The following is a 17880-nucleotide window of genomic DNA, read 5'->3' as shown; positions in this document are numbered from 1 at the left end:
GTCCTCCTAGGCGACTGAGTTACGGTCCATAGATCACCAGTTCGGTATCCGACAGATCGGCAAGCCGGGGGCACTGCGGACCCTTGAAGTATTTCCGGCCGCGCCGCTCGCGATAAACGCCGACCAGGTCCTTCATGCCGCCATTGGCGTCGAGAGCGACCGAGATCCGGCCGCGCCGGAGCAGGAAGCGGCCGATAGCGCCGGCGCAGGCGACATAGTCGGCCACATCGTGGCAATAGATCAGCTGCATCGCCGGCAGCGCGATCCGGCGCTTACGCATCGGCTGCAGGACGAAGGGAAAGCCGCGGCCATCGGCCGCGCGGCAGGCCAGGCTGAGGCAGCCGTAGGCCGCGTGCCGTGCAAGCAGCGCGACGTCGGCTTTGGACAAGCCGCCGATCGCCTGCGCGTCCTGTTGCACGACCTCGACGCGCATGCCCTTCGCCGAACGCGACAGCGCGGGAAAGGAAAAGAACAAGCCGCCGCAATACGCGCGGAATCCCTGGGCCTCGATGGTCGGCCAGGTCCAGTGTGCCGGGCTGATGTTGATGTAAGTGACATGCTCGTGGCGTTGCGCGACCTTGGTCAGCATCGACGCGTAGTTGCGAAAGGCGGGTTCCACATACCAGCTGGAAACATTGCAGCGGATGCAGGTCTCGCCGCCGTCTTCCCGTGCGGTGTAGATCAATAGCAGAACACCAACGGGCGTCCCCTCATGGTCGAGCATGTAGCCAAAGCGCGGGAATCCTTCGGGCACCTCGCGCACGGACGTGCGCCGGAGCCCCTCCATCCAGTAGTCGCGCGAGCGGCCCTCAAAGCCGCGCGTCAAGAGATCGGTGACGGCGGCGAGATCGGCTCTTACTATCTCGCGGCATCGGATCATGGTCCGAACTCCGTCATACGATCCGCTCCCGCTTCTTCGTCAGCAGGTCGGCGAGCGGATCGCGGCCGTCGTCCGGCGCGGGAATCTCCGGACGGGCGGCGCCCAGCTTGCGTCTGTGGCGACGAGCCGGAATTCCGGTTACGGAGCGAACTCCCTTCTTGCGCCTCCTACCGTTACCCATGGTGCCCGAATGCGCGGTATCCGCCGCGGTCCTGGACCGGCTTCGTTCGGCTCCTTCCGTTGAGCGCCAGCGGCCTTGAGCGTGCGGCTCGCTGCGACGCCATGTACAGCAGCCAGTTGCGGTAAATGCGCCTGGCCGGCAGATGCCAGGCGTTTCTCAGATTTTTTGCCAAGTGATCGGCCGGGAAATCGGCGAAAAACTCTGGACGTCTGTCCGCAAGGGCTTTTCGCCGGAAGGTGGTCAGGATCTCTTCCGCCTTCGTGCCAAAATAGCCTTTCGGTATCGTCGGACAGACTTCGTTCTCTCCCCGGAGGAACCGGCCCATGTCCCTTCTGTATTCGCCCAATAGGCTCTGGGTCTCGTATTCCGGATGGCCCTGGAAATGGACGAAAAGGCTCTTCTTCTGCTGCTTGACGAAGCAATCGACGCCAGCCTCCGCCGACTTTGTGAGAACGGAATATCCGCAGCTCGCGATAGCTTCCTCCTGCACCTCGTTCCACCGGGCGTGCGGAATTCTGAAGATCGCGGGAATGTCGTGCATCAAGGGATGATCTCTCGTCTTCGTTTGAGCGAAGACGCCGATGCATTTGGCAGGCAGCTTGTGGCGTTCCACGCCGTCCATGTGCAGTACGGCCGCATGGACGGCGAGACAGGAATACACCGACGAGATCGTATTCTCCCTGGCCCAGTCCATGACCTGGGCGAGGGTGGTCCAATATGGCTCTTCCGTCAGGCGGGCAGCTCTCGGTTCGGCGCCGGTCACGATTATTCCGTCCAGGCTGCCGATCACCAGATCGTCGGTGCTGCGGTAGTATCGACGCACGTAATCGCGCCCCCATTCCGAACGGGGCGTGCTCTCCATCGTGTAGAAGTGCAGCCTGACGAGGAGCCTTCCGGCCGCTGCGCCGAGCAGGTCAAACAGCTGGCGCTCGGTGGACATCAAGGCGGCGTCCGGCATGTTATTGATCAGCCCGATATCGAGACACTCCGCCCGGTTTTCCAGTGACGCCTTTGCGGCGGCGCTTCCGCTCGGTGCTCTCGAGAAGAGGTGGTGGTCGTAGGCGTCTATGTCGACTAGGACAGGCATCGGAATGCCTTCATGGCTGTGTGGGTTCAATCCGCGGCATGGAGCGCCTGATCGAGGTCGGCGATGATGTCGTCGACGTGCTCGATTCCGACGCTCAGCCTGATCATCTCGGGCCGCACGCCGGCCTTTTTCTGCTCTTCCTGCGACATTTGCCGGTGCGTGGTTGATGCGGGATGGCAAGCGAGCGATTTTGCGTCGCCAATGTTGACCAGCCGCTTGAATAGTTTGAGCGCATCGTAGAACCGCTTGCCGGCCTCGAACCCTCCGGCCACGCCAAAGGTCAGCAACGAACACGCCCGGCCGCTCAGATACTTCTGCGTCAGTGCGTGATAGGGGCTGTCCTGGAAGCCCGCGTAGTTCACCCATCCGACGCGGCGATCGTTGCGCAGAAAGCGCGCGACCTTCTCGGCATTCTCGACGTGGCGCTCGATCCGCAACGCGACGGTCTCGATGCCCTGGAGCAACAGGAAGGCGTTGAGCGGCGCCAGGATGGAGCCGGTGTTCCTCAAGGAGACCGCGCGGCAGCGCGCGATGTAGGCGGCCGCCCCGTAGCGTTCGGTGAAGACCAGCCCGTGGTACGATTTCTCCGGCTCGTTCATCATCGCAAAGCGCCGGCCATGCTCCGCCCACGGGAATTTGCCGCCGTCGACGATGATTCCGCCGAGCGTGGTGCCGTGCCCACCCATGAACTTCGTCAGGGACTCCACCACGACGTCCGCGCCGTATTCGATCGGTCTTAGCAGGATCGGGGTAGCCACCGTGTTGTCGACGATCAGCGGCACGCCGTGCCTGTGGGCGACTTCCGCCATCGCTTCGATGTCGCAGACGTTTCCGGCCGGATTTCCGACGCTCTCGCAGAACACCGCCCGCGTCTCGTCGTCGATCAATCTTTCGATGCTCGCCGGACAGTCGTCTTCCGAGAATCGGACCGTGATGCCCTGCCGCGGCAGAATGTGCGCGAACAGCGTATGTGTGGTGCCGTAGAGTTGCGGGACCGAGACGATGTTGGTGCCCATCTCCGCGATGTTGGTCACCGCATAGTTCACCGCGGCCTGGCCACACGCCACGCTGAGCGCCTCGACGCCTCCTTCCATTGCGGCAACGCGCTTCTCCAGCACTGCGTTGGTCGGATTGCCGATCCGGGTGTAGCGGAAGCCATCCACTTCGAGGTTGAAGAGCGCGGCGCCATGGTCGGCGCTGTCAAAGGCGTACGAGGCCGTCTGGTAGATCGGCACGGCGACGGCCTTGGTGGTCGGATCGTTGTCGAAGCCACCGTGGACGGCGAGGGTCTCTCTTTTCATGGAGGTTGGCCCTCTGGCTCTTCGGTCGTGGGCTATCTCGGGATTTCGTTGGAGCATTGCATTTCCTCGAATGCCGAAAATCGTCTAGCGATCGTTCGGCGGGAAGCCGAGCAGGTCCCGCACCGCGGTAGGCCATCTGGCGACGTTGCTGCCGTGTGTGTGGAACATGGCGACGGCGAGGCGGTCCATTCCGAAGGCCACGCAGGCGGTATGGGCCGGCTCCCCGGAGGCATCCGCGATGTCCCAGGCGATGCCGAAATGATCGCGGTGGTAATTGAAGCTCATGCAGGCGGTCGGTTGCTCCTCGGAGCGCAGAGGCACCAGCAGCTCGAACTTCAGCGCCTGCTGCTGCTGGCTCACCGCCTTCATCCGTCCGACACGGCCGAAAAACGGATCGCTGGCGTAGTCGATCCTGAAGGTCAGCCCGAGATCGCTGGCGATCTCCTGTGCAAGCATCATCCAACGCTCCCGGAACTGCGAAACGTGGTCGGGGCTGCCGATGCAGACATATTCGCGCATCCTGAAGGACTGCAGCCGGTCGAGATGGCGCGAGGGCTCGCGACGGAAGCAATCGGCGGCCACGTCGAAAAGCCAGCCATCCGCCGGCACCGGACCGCGGCTTGCCGCGATCGGGTAGACGGGATAGCAGGCGGCCGGCGACAGCACGAGGTCGGCCGGCGACAGCGCGGCAGTCCAGTCTCCCCCGGCATCGAAGCGGCCGACCGCTACGTCGATTTCGCTTTCCGTGCCGTGCAGGCCGCAGACGCAACCCAGCAGGTTCGGGAAGCTCTTCAGATAGCCCGACCGCTCGAGCTGCCCGCGGTTCATGACGGGAGGGAAGCGCATCACCTCGGCGTCTGGTTCGCGATACCGCGTGATCAGCGCCGCAAGCCGCTCCACGATGTCTTCATAGAGTGCGGTGCGGGCATAGATCCCCGGAGAGCCCATCCGGTGGAACAGCACATCGGCGAGATGGTCCAGCGGATCGGCGGGTTCAACCGGTGCGGCGGCAAACATGGCCACGTTCATATCGAGCCCCATTCCTTCGAGGAGAAAATCAATCGCGCAGCGACACCGGGACGGCGCTCATCAGCGTGGCGCTACCCATGCTGGCGAGGATGCGGTCGTTGTTGATCATGATTGGAGCTGAAAGCACGTCGCGGAGGTGGCGGCCAATGCTGACGTCGGTGTCGTTGCGGTAGCCGGACAGGCCGCAGGCGCGCATCGCATGCAGCACGGCCGCGACGGCGAGCTCGGAGGCCTCCACCTTGAGAAGGTTGATCGAGGACTGAAAGTCGATGGACGACAGCGCGCGCTCGTCCTGTTCGCGGGCCGCATAGGACTCGAGATTCGCGGTGATGATGGCGCGCAGTTTCGTCAGCGTCATCTTGGCGGCGGTAAAATGTGACGCGCCGGGAGGCATGTTGCCGCCCGATCCACGGGCGGCCTTGCGGATGAATAGCTGCGCGCGATCCACCGCGGCGGCCGCAATTCCCGCCCAGACCGACGACCAGCACAGGTGGGCGACCGGCGTCATCGTTTGCGCATGGATCCTGTCGTAAGGCACGGGGAATATCTGTTCCGCGGTGCCCTTGAAGTTCAGCTTGAAGCCGGCGCTGCAAGTTCCTCGCATGCCGAGTGTTTCCCATGCGAGAGTGGGCTCCAGCGAATAGTCGTCCCGGGTGATGGCGAGCATCACTTGGTCGGATCCGGCGGCCTCGTCTGCACGGCGGGCGATGGTGACGATGCCGTCTGCCTCGGCGCCGTAGGAAATGACCGTCGCGTCGCGCAGCAGCGAGATCTCGGTACCGGCGCGCTCCACGGCCGCCGAGCTGAAGCGGATGTTCCCGCCGTTCTGGCCTTCCGTGGTCGACGACGCCAGCAGCAGCTGTTCGGTCGCCACGCGGCGCATCAGTTTTTCGTGCCAAGCGCTGCCCCCACCGTGGCGGACAAGACACGCGACCTTGGTCTGATGCATCGCGAAGATCATCCCGGCCGACGCACAGGCGCGGCCGAGCGCGTAACACATGTCGGTTACGTCAGACATCGATGCGCCGTCTCCGCCGAATTCGATCGGGATCTGGGTGCCCAGAAGCCTCTGCTTGCGCGCCGCGTCGATGGCCTTCCGCGGGAAGCGCGCCTCACGGTCCACCGCTTCGACCTCCGTCGCCGCCGCCTCTGCGACGACAGCCGTCCGCTGCTGGAACGAGGCGCGGTCGGAACTGAATTGTACTCGGCTGGTTTCCGGGGCGAAGTTGCGGAACTGGACTTCCTGCACGTTCATGGCCCAAAGCCTCCCATCTAATGGTCGGACGACCCGCCCCTGATGGTTGGACGACCCGCACCGCGTTGAGATGATTTCCGCGCGAATTCGAGGGCGGCAATCTAACCGAGGGCGGCAATCTAACCGACCGTGGCTGCGGAGTCGGCGGCGCAAAGGTGGATATCGATGAGCAATGCGCTTCCGAGCGAGGTACCTCCGAAGTAGAGCTATTGACCTGGGTTGCAGTCAGCTATCTTCGCATCGACGACGATCGTGCCATTTCACGCGATGTATGGGGTTGAAATGCAATACTTAAGCGCCAGCGTTCAAGACCGTGTTCTTTTCGTCGTCAGGAGCGTCCTTGAGCAGAACGCGATCACCGCGGATGTCCACCCGGAGTCGCGGTTGGTAGATATCGGACTGGACTCGATGGATATGGTCGCCCTAATGCTCAAGGTCGAAGCCGAGTTCGATCTCACCCTTCCTCAACCCGAGATTACGCCCGAGAATTTCCAATCGGTGAAGACGCTGGAGCGGCTGATACTCAACCAGCTCGGACCCGGAGCGGGATGAAGCGCTTCGGGAGGCTGTCCGCGCCGACATCGATCAAACTCATCTGCATGGTCAGGTCATGGAAGCAGGGGTGATCCAGCGGGCGACTGGAAGTGGCGCTCCGCGGCGCAGGCCCTCCGTCGCCAAAACCTGGCTGAAGGCCATCGAATTGATCTCGCAGATCGAGGCCGAGCCGCATCGACTGTTCGCTGACGTCGTGGAAGACTGGGCGCAGCGGCAACCCGGGCGCCCCGCTTTGCTCTCGGATGGCCAATCCTTCACCTACGGGGAACTCGCCGCGCGGGCCAACCGATATGCGCGCTGGGCACTGAGCCTCGGCATCCGTACCGGCCGCACCGTTTGCCTTCTGATGCCGAACCGGCCGGACTATCTCGCCTGCTGGCTCGGTATCAGCAGGGTCGGCGGCACGGTGGCGCTGATCAACACCAGGCTGGTCGGACCGTCGCTCGCCCACTGCATCGATCTCGCACGCGCCGATCATATCATCCTTGCCGCCGAGTGCGGGGATGCGTTCGAGACCGCATGTCCGCATCTGGATCGTGTGCCGCCAACCTGGGGTCTCGGTGTCGGCGGCGCAGGCGCCGATCTGGATGCGGCGCTCGCGGCCGCGGACACCCGCCCGCTGTCCTCCGCCGAACGCGGCCACGTCACGATCGATGGACGCGCGCTTCTCATCTTCACCTCGGGCACCACGGGGCTGCCGAAGGCGGCGAACGTCAGTCATCGCCGCATTCTCAGCTGGGGAGGGTGGTTTGCCGGGCTCACTGACGCTTCCGTGGACGACCGTCTCTACGATTGCCTGCCGCTCCACCATTCCGTGGGTGGTGTCGCCGCGCCCTGCAGCATGCTTCGCGCGGGCGGTTCGGTGGTGATCGCGGAGAAATTCTCCGCAACGAACTTCTGGGACGACATCGCGCGTTTCGACTGCACCGTCTTCCAATATATCGGCGAGCTCTGCCGCTACTTGCTGAAGGCGCCGCCGTCCGGGCCAAGAGCAAGACACAGGCTGCGGCTGGCAGTCGGCAACGGGTTGCGCGGCGACATTTGGGAGGCATTTGCCGGGCAGTTTGCGATTCCTCATATCCTCGAATTCTACGCCGCGACGGACGGCAATTTTTCGCTGTTCAACGTCGAGGGAAAACCCGGCGCGATTGGCCGAATCCCGCCGCTGCTGGCGCATCGCTTTCCCGCCTCGATCGTGAAGCTCGATGCCGACAGCGGCAGCCCGGTCCGCGGCGAGGATGGGCTTTGCATCGCCTGCGCCCACGGCGAGATCGGTGAGGCGGTCGGGCGCATCGGCACAGCAGATCGGGGCGGCGGCCCCTTCGAGGGCTACACCGATCCGGCCGAGACCGAGAAGAAGGTGCTGCGCGACGTCTTTGCCGAAGGCGATGCCTGGTTCCGCACGGGCGATCTCATGCTGTGCGACGAACAGGGCTACTTCCATTTTGTCGACCGGGTCGGCGACACGTTCCGCTGGAAGGGCGAGAACGTCGCGACCAGCGAGGTGAACGACGCGATCAGGGACTGCTGCCCCGGCGTTCTCGATGCCTCGACCTACGGGGTCGCTATTCCCGGTGCCGATGGCCGCGCCGGCATGGTGGCTTTGGTAGTAGACCAAGAGTTCGATTTCAGGATATTCGCGGAACACCTGGCGCGCCGGCTTCCGGTCTATTCGCACCCGGTCTTCGTCAGGTTCTGCCGCGCGCTCGACGCCACCGAGTCCTTCAAACAGAACAAGCAGCGGCTGATCCGCGAGGGATTTGATCCCTCGGTCGTGGCCGATCCGCTGTTCCTGCGTGATCCGGCGACCGGCGACTATTGTCCGATCAACCGCGCCGTCTACGCGCGCATCGTGGAGGGCGCAGTCAGGTTTTAACGTCGGCTCGCAAGCCGTTTTTCTTGAGAGGTGAGGTGTTCCATGTCAGTGAGGTCAAGGATTTTCTCGGCGATGCAGCAGATCGCCGAAGAACAGAAGGTCACGCTCCCGCCGCTGCAGGACGATCTATCACTTCACGACACCGGCTTCGATTCGCTGGCGTTCGCTATCCTGGTCGCGCGGCTGGAGGACGATCTCGGGATCGATCCGTTCACCATTGCCGAGGATGCCGCCTTCCCATCGACTGTCGGCGAATTCGTCAGAGTGTACGAGAATGTCCCCGCCTGAGACCTTCGCGTTGCGCGAATATCTCGGCCCGGAGCTGAAGGGTCGTACGATTTCCGATGCCCGGCACAGCGTATCGCTGACCGACATTCGCGGGCACAGCTGTCTGATCGGCCGATCTCGCGAGCTCTCCGGCCGATCGGTGCTGCTTGCGGCGTCGGGGCAGCTGCAGTCCGCGCTCGCCATGATCGAGCTCGACGGTGTCGCCCGCCGCATGCTTCTGTGCCCGCCCGACCTCGATCCGGATCACATCCAGGCGCTGCTTGCGGATGCCGAGATCGACGCCATCGTCACCGACCGGCCGGACCGATGCGATGCCGGCAAATATTTGGTCGTCGGCGTCGGTCTGCCCGATCCTGCGGTGGTGCCATGGAAGACCGAGCGCGCGACAGAATGGCTGATGCTGACCTCGGGCACATCAGGGCCGCCCAAGATCGTCGGACATACGCTCGATGGACTGGCCGGCGCAATCATCGCCGAAGGGGCTGCGCGCCACCCGAATGCGGCCTGGGCGACGTTCTACGACATCCGCCGCTATGGCGGCCTGCAGATATTGCTGCGCGCCGTGATCGGCGGCGGATCAATGGTGCTGTCGGAGCCCGGAGAAGCCATTGCGGATTACGTGGCACGGCTGCGCGCGGGCGGCGTCACGCACATCTCCGGGACGCCGTCGCACTGGCGCAAGCTCCTGATGAGCGGTGCTGCAGCGAACTTCTCGCCGCGCTATGTCCGTCTGTCAGGCGAGATCGCCGACCAGGCCGTGCTCGACGGCCTGGCCCGTGCGTTTCCGCATGCGTCGATCGGCCATGCCTATGCTTCCACCGAGGCCGGGGTCGGTTTCGCGGTCGACGATGGGCGCGAGGGTTTTCCCGCCGACTTTGTCGGGCGGAACCGCGACGGCGTCGAAATGAAGGTCGTCGACGGATCGCTCCGGATCCGCTCCCATCGCGCGGCGCACGCCTATATCGGCGCCGACGCGCCACCGCTCGCCGATGCCGAGGGCTTCGTCGACACCGGCGACATGATCGAGCTGCGCGGCGATCGTTACCACTTCGTCGGACGGCGCGGCGGCATCATCAACATCGGCGGGCTGAAGGTCCATCCCGAGGAGGTCGAGGCCGTGATCAATGGACACGAGTCGGTGCGGATGTCGCGCGCGCGGTCGCGCAAGAGCCCGATCACCGGCGCCATCGTGGTCGCCGACATCGTCCTCGCCGACGGCGCTGATGCGGGTCGCCAGGAAACGATCCGCACGGAGATTCTCGGCCGGTGCAAGGACTCGCTGGCGGCATACAAGGTGCCTGCGGTGATCCGGTTCGTCGAACGCCTCGACGTCACCACAGCGGGAAAACTGGCGCGGGCCGATGCGTAACGTTCTCGTCACCGGCGGCAGCCGCGGCATCGGGCTTGCGATTGCGCGCAGGCTCGTCGCATCCGGCGACTACAAGGTGATCGCGGCCGCGCGCCGCGAGAGCGAGGATCTGGAACGGGCCATCCGCGAGGCGGGCGCGGACCGCCTGCACTTCAGGGCGTTCGATCTCGGCCAAACAGACAAGATTCCCGCCTTCGTGAAGGAACTGCGCGACGCCTTCGGCGCGATCTACGGCCTTGTCAACAATGCCGGGATCGGCACCGAAGGACTGCTGGCCAATATGCGCAATTCCGAGATCGAGGCGTTGATCCGTCTGAACGTGCTGTCGCCGATCGTTCTGACCAAATACGTGGTGCGCCATATGATGGCCGACGGCGCCGGGCGCATCGTCAACATCTCCTCCATCATCGCCTCGACCGGCTACAACGGCCTGTCCGTCTACGCCGCGTCCAAGGCCGCGGCCGGCGGCTTTACCCGTTCGCTGGCCCGCGAAGTCGGCAAGCTCGACATCACCGTGAACGCGATCGCGCCCGGCTTCGTCGACACCGAATTGACAAAGTCCCTAGACGACGACGGCCGCCGGCGCATCGCCGGCCGCAGTGCGTTGCGCCGCTTGCCCGAAGCCGATGACGTCGCTTCCATGGTCGAATATCTCCTGGGAGAAGGCGGCCGGAACATCACCGGCACTGTTCTGACCGTGGACGCCGGCAACACCGCCTGACGCCGCGACGGCAGGCATGCGCCTTCGCGGTGCACCGCATTTCGTGCCCCTTTGAATGGAAGCCAGTTATCGAAAACTCGTGCAGCCTCCCGCGCAGCAAAGAATACGGGAATTAGGAAACGACAGGTTCAATCGAAAACGTTCCGGATTTTCTCATGCAGGGGGCTACGTCTTACTGTGCGCTTCCAGCCGACCTACGGTGGTTACTGAAGTCAAGCTCTCGATCTGGTTGGCCATCGCGTCGCCTGATGCTGGAAGCCGCTTCCTTGGATGTACCCCTTAAGAGTTTCCCAGCAGCGGGCAAGCGAAGTGCATAAGGTGCGTGATGACGCATTGAAAAGGCCATCTCACCGTGCGGCGGTTGATGGCAGATGGGTCGCCCAATGAAAAACAGGTCAATCCTAGGCAAGGATGACGTAGCTGTCGCCTACGAGATCTCGGGCACGTCGCGCATCGATTCGGACAGGACGCTATTTGCCCAGAACACAATGATGCGCCTGCGAGTGGAGGGACGAGCGGCGCCCGTGTGGACCGCTGCCGCTGTCGTCGTGATGACGTGGGCGTCCCAACCGCAGGCTTTCCCGGATCAGGCGCGATACGCGGCGGCGGATGAGCAACGCGCGACGAAGGCTCGGATGGCGGCGCTACATCCGTAGCACAGGGCAGCGCCTTCAAAGCTTGGAAAGGAAGGGGCTGATGAACTGGTCCTTTGGTTTAGCTCCGCGACTTTTGCTCATGGCATTGGCCTCGTTGGCCGCAACTATTCAGCCGTTCGCTGCGGACGCCCAGACTCAAAATGCCCGGATGCAAGGCGTTCGCCCGTTGCCTCGCGAGGTTCCGCGGCAAAAGCCGCAAGTGGCGATGAACGCCTGGACGGTCGGTGTTGCAGGAGGCCTTCTCGAGGGAGCGCCAATCCGCCTGGCGGCGGAGATCGCCCGTGTCGTCGATGACGGAAACAATCTGCACGTTCTGCCGGTCGTGACGCGCGGCGCTACGGAAAATGTGAATTCACTGCTCTATTTGCGCGGCATCGATGCCGCGATCATCAATTCGGACGTCCTGGAGGAATACAAGAGCCAGGTGCCCGATATTCAGCAGCGGCTTGCCTACATCCTGAATCTATTCCCGTCCGAACTTCATATCTTCGTTCGTCCCGAGATTCAGGGTCTGAACGATCTCGTCGGCAAGAAAGTCAACTTCAATACCCAGGGTACCGCGGCGGCCTATTCGGGCCCATTGATCTTCAGTCGGCTCGGCCTCGAGGTGGAAAAGACGTTCATCCCGCATCAGGTCGCGCTCGAGCAGATGCGTAAGGGCGAGATGGCGGCTGTCGTCTTCATTACCTCGAAGCCGGTCGATGCTTTCGTGCGTGGCCGTTGGGAGCCAGGATTCAAGTTCCTGCCGATTTCCTATGACAGCAAGTTCGAGGACTATTACCTGCCCGCCGCGCTGGATGCCACGGACTATCCCAATCTGATCAAGCCGGGCGAACGTGTAACCACGATTGCCGTTCCGACCGCTCTTGTTGCCTTCAATTTTCCCGCCAAATCGAACCGCTTTCAGCGCATCGCGCGTTTCGTCGATCATCTGTTCTCGCGGATCGGCAAGCTGCAGGAGCCTGGCTTCGATCCGAAGTGGAAATCGATCAATCTCGCGGCGACGGTTCCTGGCCTCGTGCGCTTCCCGGCGGCGCAAGCCTGGCTCGAACGCCAGCAGCGCGCAACGCATGCATCGCAATGAGAGGCGCGGCCATCCCAATTGCAGTTGGAATCGCGCTCACAAGCGGGATTGCCTGGACGCAAGGGGCCGTAGATCCTGCGGCGCAGCTTCGCGACTGCAATTCGATGGAGCGCGCCGAAGGGCCGGAGTGCCCCGCCCAGGTGTCTCGGCCGATTGCTGCTGCGCATCAGGTGGCCTCCCAAGGAGACAACTGGATCGTCAGCCAAACAACCTCGCCAGTTGACTATTCATCGTTGATCACCGCGACGACCGCATCGGGCAATGGTGCAGCCCAAGCCGAAATGAAGCTTTCAATTCGTTGCCGCGGAGGGCGGACCGAATTGGTCGTCGCGGGGCCCGGCATCTCCGGCCGCGGCGGCGACTACGCGATTTCCTATCGTGTTAACGATGGTCAGCAGGTGCGGGCCGCGGCAGCGCTGCCAGCGTCCGGAGCCGGGGTCGCGTTCGGAGGGGACGTGATTGGCTTGCTGCAATCCCTTCCAGACATGGGAAGCCTCAGCGTCCACCTTGTACCTCGCACGGGAGGCGCGCTGGACGGAACGTTTTCGCTCCGCGGGTGGGAGGCGGTGCGCGCGAAGATGACTGTTGCGTGCAAATGGTCACACCCGATCGCGAAGCCGAACAGGTGATGGTGTCCGATGAAGTTTGTACATAGGAGAGCCCGATGAACATGTTTCAACATATTGCAAGCGTAACCACCATAGGAGCCATAACAGTCTTATTCGTCCCGTCGTTCGCTGCGGCGGAGCAGGGCGGACGCTACTGGGTGCCCACAACGACGTATCCCACTCTGTACCAGACGCGCGTCGCAGAAAGAGCTGCCGCCCCGCGTAAAGCCACCACACGTAGTAAAGCCATCACGCATAAACGGGAACGGTCCGTTCTCGCCGCGAACGCTCGGCTTGCATCCGACTCCAAGGTGCATCGTCTAGTTTTGCAGGTGAACACGAATGACCCCGCCGCGATGAATCTTGCGCTCAACAACGCAACGAACGTTGCGCAATACTACAAGGATCTCAGTGAGAACGTAAAAATCGAGGTGGTCACGTTCGGGCCCGGCCTGCATATGCTGCGTGATGATACTTCGCCGGTAAAGGCCCGTATTGAGGAGATGGCGCTGAGTAGGCCGGAGATATCGTTCAAGGCCTGCGGCAACACCCAGGAAAGAATGCACAAGGCCGAGAACAAGGACATCCCAATTGTTGCTCAGGCCCAGGTGGTGAAATCAGGCGTGGTGCACGTGATGGAGCTGCAGGAAAAAGGGTGGTCCTACGTAAAGCCCTGAGCGAGGCGGGGGGCTCGCGATGAATAGCGACCCCCGCGCCCTTTGGGATGAAGAGGGGCGCAAGCTAGCGGGAGCGGAGACGGCCAGGTCGGTTAGCTGGCCGGGGCCGTCTCCAGTTACCCGCAACGCTCATCGATGCTCTATCGTTCCCGCAAAGCCTCCTGCTTGTACCTTGCCAGCGGCGAGAGCAGGTAGCTCATCATGGTGCGCGAGCCGGTCTTGATCTCAACCGTCACGGCCATCCCGGGCCCAAGCTTGACGAGTTTCTCGTCTACCTGCATGGCCGCGCGGTCGAGCGAGACACGAGCAGCATATTCCAGCTCCTGACCTTTCGGCTCGCTGCTGTTCGTTGCCGCGCCCATAGCCCGGTCATTCGAAGTGCCCTGTTGCCTGTCGCGCGTGATGGCATCGGACGAAACGCTGAGCACTTCTCCATGAAGAAGCCCGTAGCGCGTGAAGTTAAATGTATCGACCTTGATCTCCGCTTTTTGTCCCGGATGCACGAATCCGATGTCGCGGTTGGAAAGCATGGCCTCGATCTCGAGCTGGCTCTCGCTCGGAACCACCACGGCGAGCGCCTGAGCAGGCGTTACCACGCCTCCCACGGTATGAACGGCGAGCTGTTGCACGACGCCGTCGACCGGCGCGGCCAAACGCTGGAGTTTCGTGCGCCGTTCCGCCTTGATCACCTCCTGTGCAGCGCTCGCAGTTTTCTGCTCGGCTTTCGCGAGCGCGTCATAGGTCGAGCGCCGATACTCCGCGGCCGTCTTTTCCCTCGTTTCCTTCAGTAACGCGATCGCGGCATCGGCTTCGCGCAGTCGGCTCTGCTGCAGCAGGAGGTCCTGCTGAAGGCCGACCAGTTCCTGGTATTCGGAAAGATAGACGACCTTCGAAGCCAATGCCTTGTCCACCAGATTCTTGCGGATGTCCACGCGCTCCTGCAGCACCGGTATCGTCGCCTGCAGCTTCGCGACGCTCGCTGAAGTGGTCGCCCGCTCTGCTTCCTTCTGGCCCTGCTGGCGTTCGATCTCGGCGAGCTTGGCATTCTGTTCGGCGCGCTGGCTGATCAGGAACTGACGATGCATCTCGATCTCCGCGGCGCTTGCGCTCTGCGGTGGCCGGAAGGCGGCAAGCGGATCCTCTGCGAGCCCGGCGCGCAGCCGGGCGGCTTCGAGTTCGGCCGCCAGGAAATCGCTCTTCTGGCGTTCGTTGTCGGCTTCCGTCATCGTCGGGTCGAGTTCGATAAGAGTGTCGCCAGCTTTTACGGTCTGCCCGTCGCGGACGTGGATGGCACGGACGACGCCCGTCTCGAACGGCTGGATCAGCTTGGTGCGCCCGCCCGGCACGATCTTGCCGGTTGCGGTGGCGACGATATCGACGCTGCCGAATGACGCCCACGCCACCGCGAAGCAGAAGACCGCGATGATGCTCGCGCCGATCGCGCGCCCGATCGGCGACGGCGGCGTTTCAGTGATCTCGAGCGCCGCTGGCAGGAACGCGATTTCCTGCTCGCGGCGGCGAGCCGGAGCCGGGGTTTTCGGAAACGGGACGATGTTTCGGCTAGCGGATGTCATGGATACCGGCCTGCAGATAATGGAGGTTTGCGTAACGCCCGTTCGAGCGGATCAGCTCATCATGGCTGCCGTCCTCGACGATGCGGCCATGCTCGAGCGTGATGATCCGGTTCGCATTGCGCACGGTCGAGAGCCGATGGGCGATGACGAACACGGTCCGGCCGGCGGCAATTCGCTTCATGTTCTGCTGGATGGCACGCTCGCTTTCGTAATCGAGCGCGCTGGTGGCCTCGTCGAGGATGAGGATGCGCGGGTCGGTAATGAGCGCGCGTGCGATCGCGACACGCTGGCGTTGCCCGCCCGACAGGCTGCTGCCGCGTTCCCCGACGACGGTGTCGTAACCCTCGGGCAGTTCCAGGATGAAGTCGTGAGCGCCGGCGAGCGATGCCGCCTCGATGACGCGCTCCATCGACATCGTCGGATCGGCCAGCGCGATGTTCTCGCGAATCGAGCGGTTGAACAGCACGTTCTCCTGAAGGACGACGCCAATCTGGCGCCGCAGCCAGGTCAGATCGACCATCGCGAGATCGACGCCGTCGACCAGCACGCGTCCGCTCTCCGGCACATAGAGACGCTGGATCAGCTTGGTGATGGTGCTCTTGCCCGAGCCGGACGAGCCGACGATGCCGACGACCTGGCCGGGTTGGACGCTGAATGACACGTTGTGCAGCACCTCGGGGCCGTCGATGCGGTAGCGGAACGTCGCGTGATCGAACGTGATCTGCCCGCGGATCGGCGGCAGTGCGGCGCGGCCGGGACTGAAGCTCGGCTCCGGGATGGTGTTGAGGATGTCACCGAGGCGGTCGACTGACAGACGGGCCTGATGGAAATCCTGCCACATCTGGGCGAGACGCAGCACCGGCGTGCTCACACGTGCGGCCAGCATGTTGAACGCGACGAGCTCGCCGACGGTGAGATCACCACCGATCACAAGTCTCGCGCCGAAGTAAAGCGTTGCCGCGACGACCAGCTTGTTGATCATCTGGACCGCCTGGCTTGCCGTATTGTTCAGGCTAAGCACGCGGAAGCTGGCGCTTACATAGCCGGCGAGCTGCTCCTCCCACCGGCGCTGCATCTGCGGCTCGACCGCCATGGCCTTCAGCGTCTCGACGCCCGTGACGCTCTCGACCAGGAAGGCCTGGTTCTCGGAGCCCCGATTGAACTTCTCATCGAGGCGCCGGCGAAACAGCGGCGCAGCGAACACGGAAATGCCGATGTAGAACGGGAATGACGCCAGAACGATAAGCGTCAATGTCGTCGAGTAGTAGAACATCACTGCAAGGAAGACGACGGTGAACAACAGATCGATGACGAGCGTAAGCGCCGAGCTCGTCAGGAACTGACGGATATTCTCCAGTTCGCGGACGCGCGCGACCGAATCGCCGACCCGGCGGGCCTGGAAATACGCGATCGGTAGCGCCATCAGGTGACGAAACAGCCGGGCGCCGAGTTCGACATCGATGCGGTTCGTGGTGTGCGCGAACAGATAGACGCGCAGCGTTTCGAGAATGGCCTCGAACACGGTCAGCGCGACAAGGCCTATGATCAGAACGTCGAGCGTACTCATGCTTCGATGCACGAGCACCTTGTCGATGACCACCTGGAAAAACAGCGGTGAGATAAGGGCAAAGAACTGAAGGAAGAACGACGCGACCAGCACTTCGCTGAGAAGACGGCGATACTTGTGGACCGCGCCGACAAACCAGCCGATATCGAAGCGGCGGGAGAGATCGGTCAGGGACGCGCGCCGCGTCATCAGGATGATGTCGCCGCCCCAGATTGCCTCAAGCTCGGCCTGCGTCATTGTTTCGGGCCGGGGAGACAATGGGCGCTGAACCATAAGCTTGTCGTCGACGACCTGGCCGAGGATCAGGAAGCCGCCGTCGCGCAGCAGGGCGATGCCCGGCAGCGGTGTGACCGCAAGCCTGCTCCAGTTCGACTTCTGTGCCCGAGCTTTCAGCCCGAATTCCTTGGCGCAGCGCAGAATTTCGGTAACACCCAGCTTGGCCGCGCCCATGCGATGCCGGATCTGTTCAGGATCGGCCGCAATGCCATGGCATCGTAACAGGATTGCCACTGCCACGAGCCCAGACTCGTCCTCGCTCTGAGGCACGATGCTCGCAGCCTCGAAGTCGGTTCTGGCCGCCTGGAGGGCCATATCGCTTCGTTCGCTGAAGCACGCACGCATCAATGAATTGCAGGCCTGCATTACGGTATCGCGAGCGCGTGTTACGGGGGCGACGGCGCGGCGCGCCAGACCACGCACGGTGACACTCATGTCAGCGAGGGCATGGAGCACCCGATTGATGACGTTCTGCGATCCCGTCAGGATCAAGCGGCCGTCCCAGATCTCCTCGAATTCCGCGCGCGTCATCAGCTGCGGACGCGACGCAGTCGGATGGAGCACGAGCGCCCCGTTGTCGTCGACCTTGCCGAGAAGCAGAAACCCGCCGTCGTGCAAAGATGCGATCCCAGGCAGCTGGATGCTCGCAAGTCGCTTCCAATGCGTCGTTCGTGAACGGACCTTGACTCCAAACTCGCGCGCGCAACGAAGCAGGGCGCGGATACCTATTGTGCTGCTTCCACAGCTATCGCGGAGCTGCTCGGGCTCGGCGTGGACGCCATGAAGGCGCAGGAACAGAGCCAGGGCTCGAAGCCCATGGTCTGCGGCGTGGGCATTCCCATTCTGCATCGCCATAATGTTTTAACTCAACCCTTCGCGGCTACCGGCCGCGTGTG

At 63.1% G+C, this 17880-nt stretch carries 15 protein-coding genes; 8 read left to right on the top strand and 7 right to left on the bottom strand.

What is annotated here, in order from left to right:
- Nucleotides 1–19 precede the first annotated feature (19 nt).
- The 5 genes from V1286_RS19080 to V1286_RS19060 form a co-directional block, all read right to left on the bottom strand.
- Complete coding sequence (locus V1286_RS19080) at nucleotides 20–880, bottom strand: acyl-CoA acyltransferase (RefSeq protein ID WP_334481705.1); 861 nt, start codon at nucleotides 878–880, stop codon at nucleotides 20–22.
- 173 nt (nucleotides 881–1053) lie between these two features.
- Complete coding sequence (gene metA / locus V1286_RS19075) at nucleotides 1054–2148, bottom strand: homoserine O-succinyltransferase MetA (protein ID WP_334481703.1); 1095 nt, start codon at nucleotides 2146–2148, stop codon at nucleotides 1054–1056.
- Nucleotides 2149–2174: 26 nt separating this feature from the next.
- Entirely contained in the window at nucleotides 2175–3449 is a 1275-nt protein-coding gene (locus tag V1286_RS19070) for an O-acetylhomoserine aminocarboxypropyltransferase/cysteine synthase family protein (protein WP_334481701.1), read from the bottom strand.
- An 84-nt stretch (nucleotides 3450–3533) separates the two neighbouring features.
- Nucleotides 3534–4478: an amino acid--[acyl-carrier-protein] ligase gene (locus V1286_RS19065; RefSeq protein WP_334481699.1), complete on the bottom strand. Its 945-nt coding sequence runs from the start codon at nucleotides 4476–4478 to the stop codon at nucleotides 3534–3536.
- A gap of 28 nt (nucleotides 4479–4506) precedes the next feature.
- Entirely contained in the window at nucleotides 4507–5733 is a 1227-nt protein-coding gene (locus V1286_RS19060; RefSeq protein ID WP_334481697.1) for an acyl-CoA dehydrogenase family protein, read from the bottom strand.
- A 282-nt stretch (nucleotides 5734–6015) separates the two neighbouring features.
- Here V1286_RS19060 and V1286_RS19055 point away from each other — a divergent pair, with 282 nt between their 5' ends.
- From V1286_RS19055 to V1286_RS19020, 8 genes are all read left to right on the top strand, one after another.
- Complete coding sequence (locus tag V1286_RS19055; protein ID WP_334489744.1) at nucleotides 6016–6285, top strand: phosphopantetheine-binding protein; 270 nt, start codon at nucleotides 6016–6018, stop codon at nucleotides 6283–6285.
- A gap of 58 nt (nucleotides 6286–6343) precedes the next feature.
- Nucleotides 6344–8164 carry a long-chain-acyl-CoA synthetase gene (locus V1286_RS19050; protein WP_334481695.1) on the top strand — a complete coding sequence of 607 codons (1821 nt, stop codon included), beginning with the start codon at nucleotides 6344–6346 and terminating at the stop codon, nucleotides 8162–8164.
- A gap of 42 nt (nucleotides 8165–8206) precedes the next feature.
- Complete coding sequence (locus V1286_RS19045) at nucleotides 8207–8452, top strand: acyl carrier protein (RefSeq protein ID WP_108513955.1); 246 nt, start codon at nucleotides 8207–8209, stop codon at nucleotides 8450–8452.
- Complete coding sequence (locus V1286_RS19040) at nucleotides 8439–9821, top strand: class I adenylate-forming enzyme family protein (RefSeq protein WP_334481691.1); 1383 nt, start codon at nucleotides 8439–8441, stop codon at nucleotides 9819–9821. The genes V1286_RS19045 and V1286_RS19040 overlap by 14 nt, the downstream gene beginning before the upstream one ends.
- Entirely contained in the window at nucleotides 9814–10542 is a 729-nt protein-coding gene (locus V1286_RS19035) for an SDR family NAD(P)-dependent oxidoreductase (RefSeq protein ID WP_334481689.1), read from the top strand. The genes V1286_RS19040 and V1286_RS19035 overlap by 8 nt, the downstream gene beginning before the upstream one ends.
- A 735-nt stretch (nucleotides 10543–11277) precedes the next feature.
- Nucleotides 11278–12282, top strand: a complete 1005-nt coding sequence (locus tag V1286_RS19030) for a TAXI family TRAP transporter solute-binding subunit (protein ID WP_334481688.1) — start codon at nucleotides 11278–11280, stop codon at nucleotides 12280–12282.
- A gap of 104 nt (nucleotides 12283–12386) precedes the next feature.
- Nucleotides 12387–12911 carry a hypothetical protein gene (locus tag V1286_RS19025; protein WP_334481687.1) on the top strand — a complete coding sequence of 175 codons (525 nt, stop codon included), beginning with the start codon at nucleotides 12387–12389 and terminating at the stop codon, nucleotides 12909–12911.
- A 35-nt stretch (nucleotides 12912–12946) separates the two neighbouring features.
- Nucleotides 12947–13567 carry a DsrE family protein gene (locus V1286_RS19020; RefSeq protein ID WP_334481685.1) on the top strand — a complete coding sequence of 207 codons (621 nt, stop codon included), beginning with the start codon at nucleotides 12947–12949 and terminating at the stop codon, nucleotides 13565–13567.
- Nucleotides 13568–13707: 140 nt separating this feature from the next.
- Here V1286_RS19020 and V1286_RS19015 read toward each other — a convergent pair whose 3' ends face one another.
- Nucleotides 13708–15141, bottom strand: a complete 1434-nt coding sequence (locus tag V1286_RS19015) for an HlyD family type I secretion periplasmic adaptor subunit (RefSeq protein ID WP_334481684.1) — start codon at nucleotides 15139–15141, stop codon at nucleotides 13708–13710.
- Nucleotides 15128–17839, bottom strand: a complete 2712-nt coding sequence (locus V1286_RS19010; protein WP_417021159.1) for a type I secretion system permease/ATPase — start codon at nucleotides 17837–17839, stop codon at nucleotides 15128–15130. Before V1286_RS19010 ends, V1286_RS19015 begins: the two co-directional genes overlap by 14 nt.
- Between the last annotated feature and the right edge of the window lie 41 nt (nucleotides 17840–17880).

The organism is Bradyrhizobium algeriense (genome assembly GCF_036924595.1).
In the GTDB taxonomy this organism is placed as follows: Bacteria; Pseudomonadota; Alphaproteobacteria; order Rhizobiales; family Xanthobacteraceae; genus Bradyrhizobium; species Bradyrhizobium algeriense.
Note: the sequence above shows the minus strand (reverse complement) of the source record. Positions and strands in the feature narration are given on the sequence as shown.

Bases quoted from the DNA above. Each gene is read 5' to 3' on its own strand.
- V1286_RS19015 (WP_334481684.1), bottom strand. From the start codon at position 15,141: ATGACATCCGCTAGCCGAAACATCGTCCCGTTTCCGAAAACCCCGGCT.
- V1286_RS19060 (WP_334481697.1), bottom strand. From the start codon at position 5,733: ATGAACGTGCAGGAAGTCCAGTTCCGCAACTTCGCCCCGGAAACCAGC.
- V1286_RS19010 (WP_417021159.1), bottom strand. From the start codon at position 17,839: ATGGCGATGCAGAATGGGAATGCCCACGCCGCAGACCATGGGCTTCGA.
- V1286_RS19050 (WP_334481695.1), top strand. From the start codon at position 6,344: ATGGAAGCAGGGGTGATCCAGCGGGCGACTGGAAGTGGCGCTCCGCGG.
- V1286_RS19040 (WP_334481691.1), top strand. From the start codon at position 8,439: ATGTCCCCGCCTGAGACCTTCGCGTTGCGCGAATATCTCGGCCCGGAG.
- V1286_RS19055 (WP_334489744.1), top strand. From the start codon at position 6,016: ATGCAATACTTAAGCGCCAGCGTTCAAGACCGTGTTCTTTTCGTCGTC.
- V1286_RS19065 (WP_334481699.1), bottom strand. From the start codon at position 4,478: ATGAACGTGGCCATGTTTGCCGCCGCACCGGTTGAACCCGCCGATCCG.
- V1286_RS19080 (WP_334481705.1), bottom strand. From the start codon at position 880: ATGATCCGATGCCGCGAGATAGTAAGAGCCGATCTCGCCGCCGTCACC.
- V1286_RS19025 (WP_334481687.1), top strand. From the start codon at position 12,387: ATGGAGCGCGCCGAAGGGCCGGAGTGCCCCGCCCAGGTGTCTCGGCCG.
- V1286_RS19070 (WP_334481701.1), bottom strand. From the start codon at position 3,449: ATGAAAAGAGAGACCCTCGCCGTCCACGGTGGCTTCGACAACGATCCG.
- metA (WP_334481703.1), bottom strand. From the start codon at position 2,148: ATGCCTGTCCTAGTCGACATAGACGCCTACGACCACCACCTCTTCTCG.
- V1286_RS19020 (WP_334481685.1), top strand. From the start codon at position 12,947: ATGAACATGTTTCAACATATTGCAAGCGTAACCACCATAGGAGCCATA.
- V1286_RS19045 (WP_108513955.1), top strand. From the start codon at position 8,207: ATGTCAGTGAGGTCAAGGATTTTCTCGGCGATGCAGCAGATCGCCGAA.
- V1286_RS19035 (WP_334481689.1), top strand. From the start codon at position 9,814: ATGCGTAACGTTCTCGTCACCGGCGGCAGCCGCGGCATCGGGCTTGCG.
- V1286_RS19030 (WP_334481688.1), top strand. From the start codon at position 11,278: ATGGCATTGGCCTCGTTGGCCGCAACTATTCAGCCGTTCGCTGCGGAC.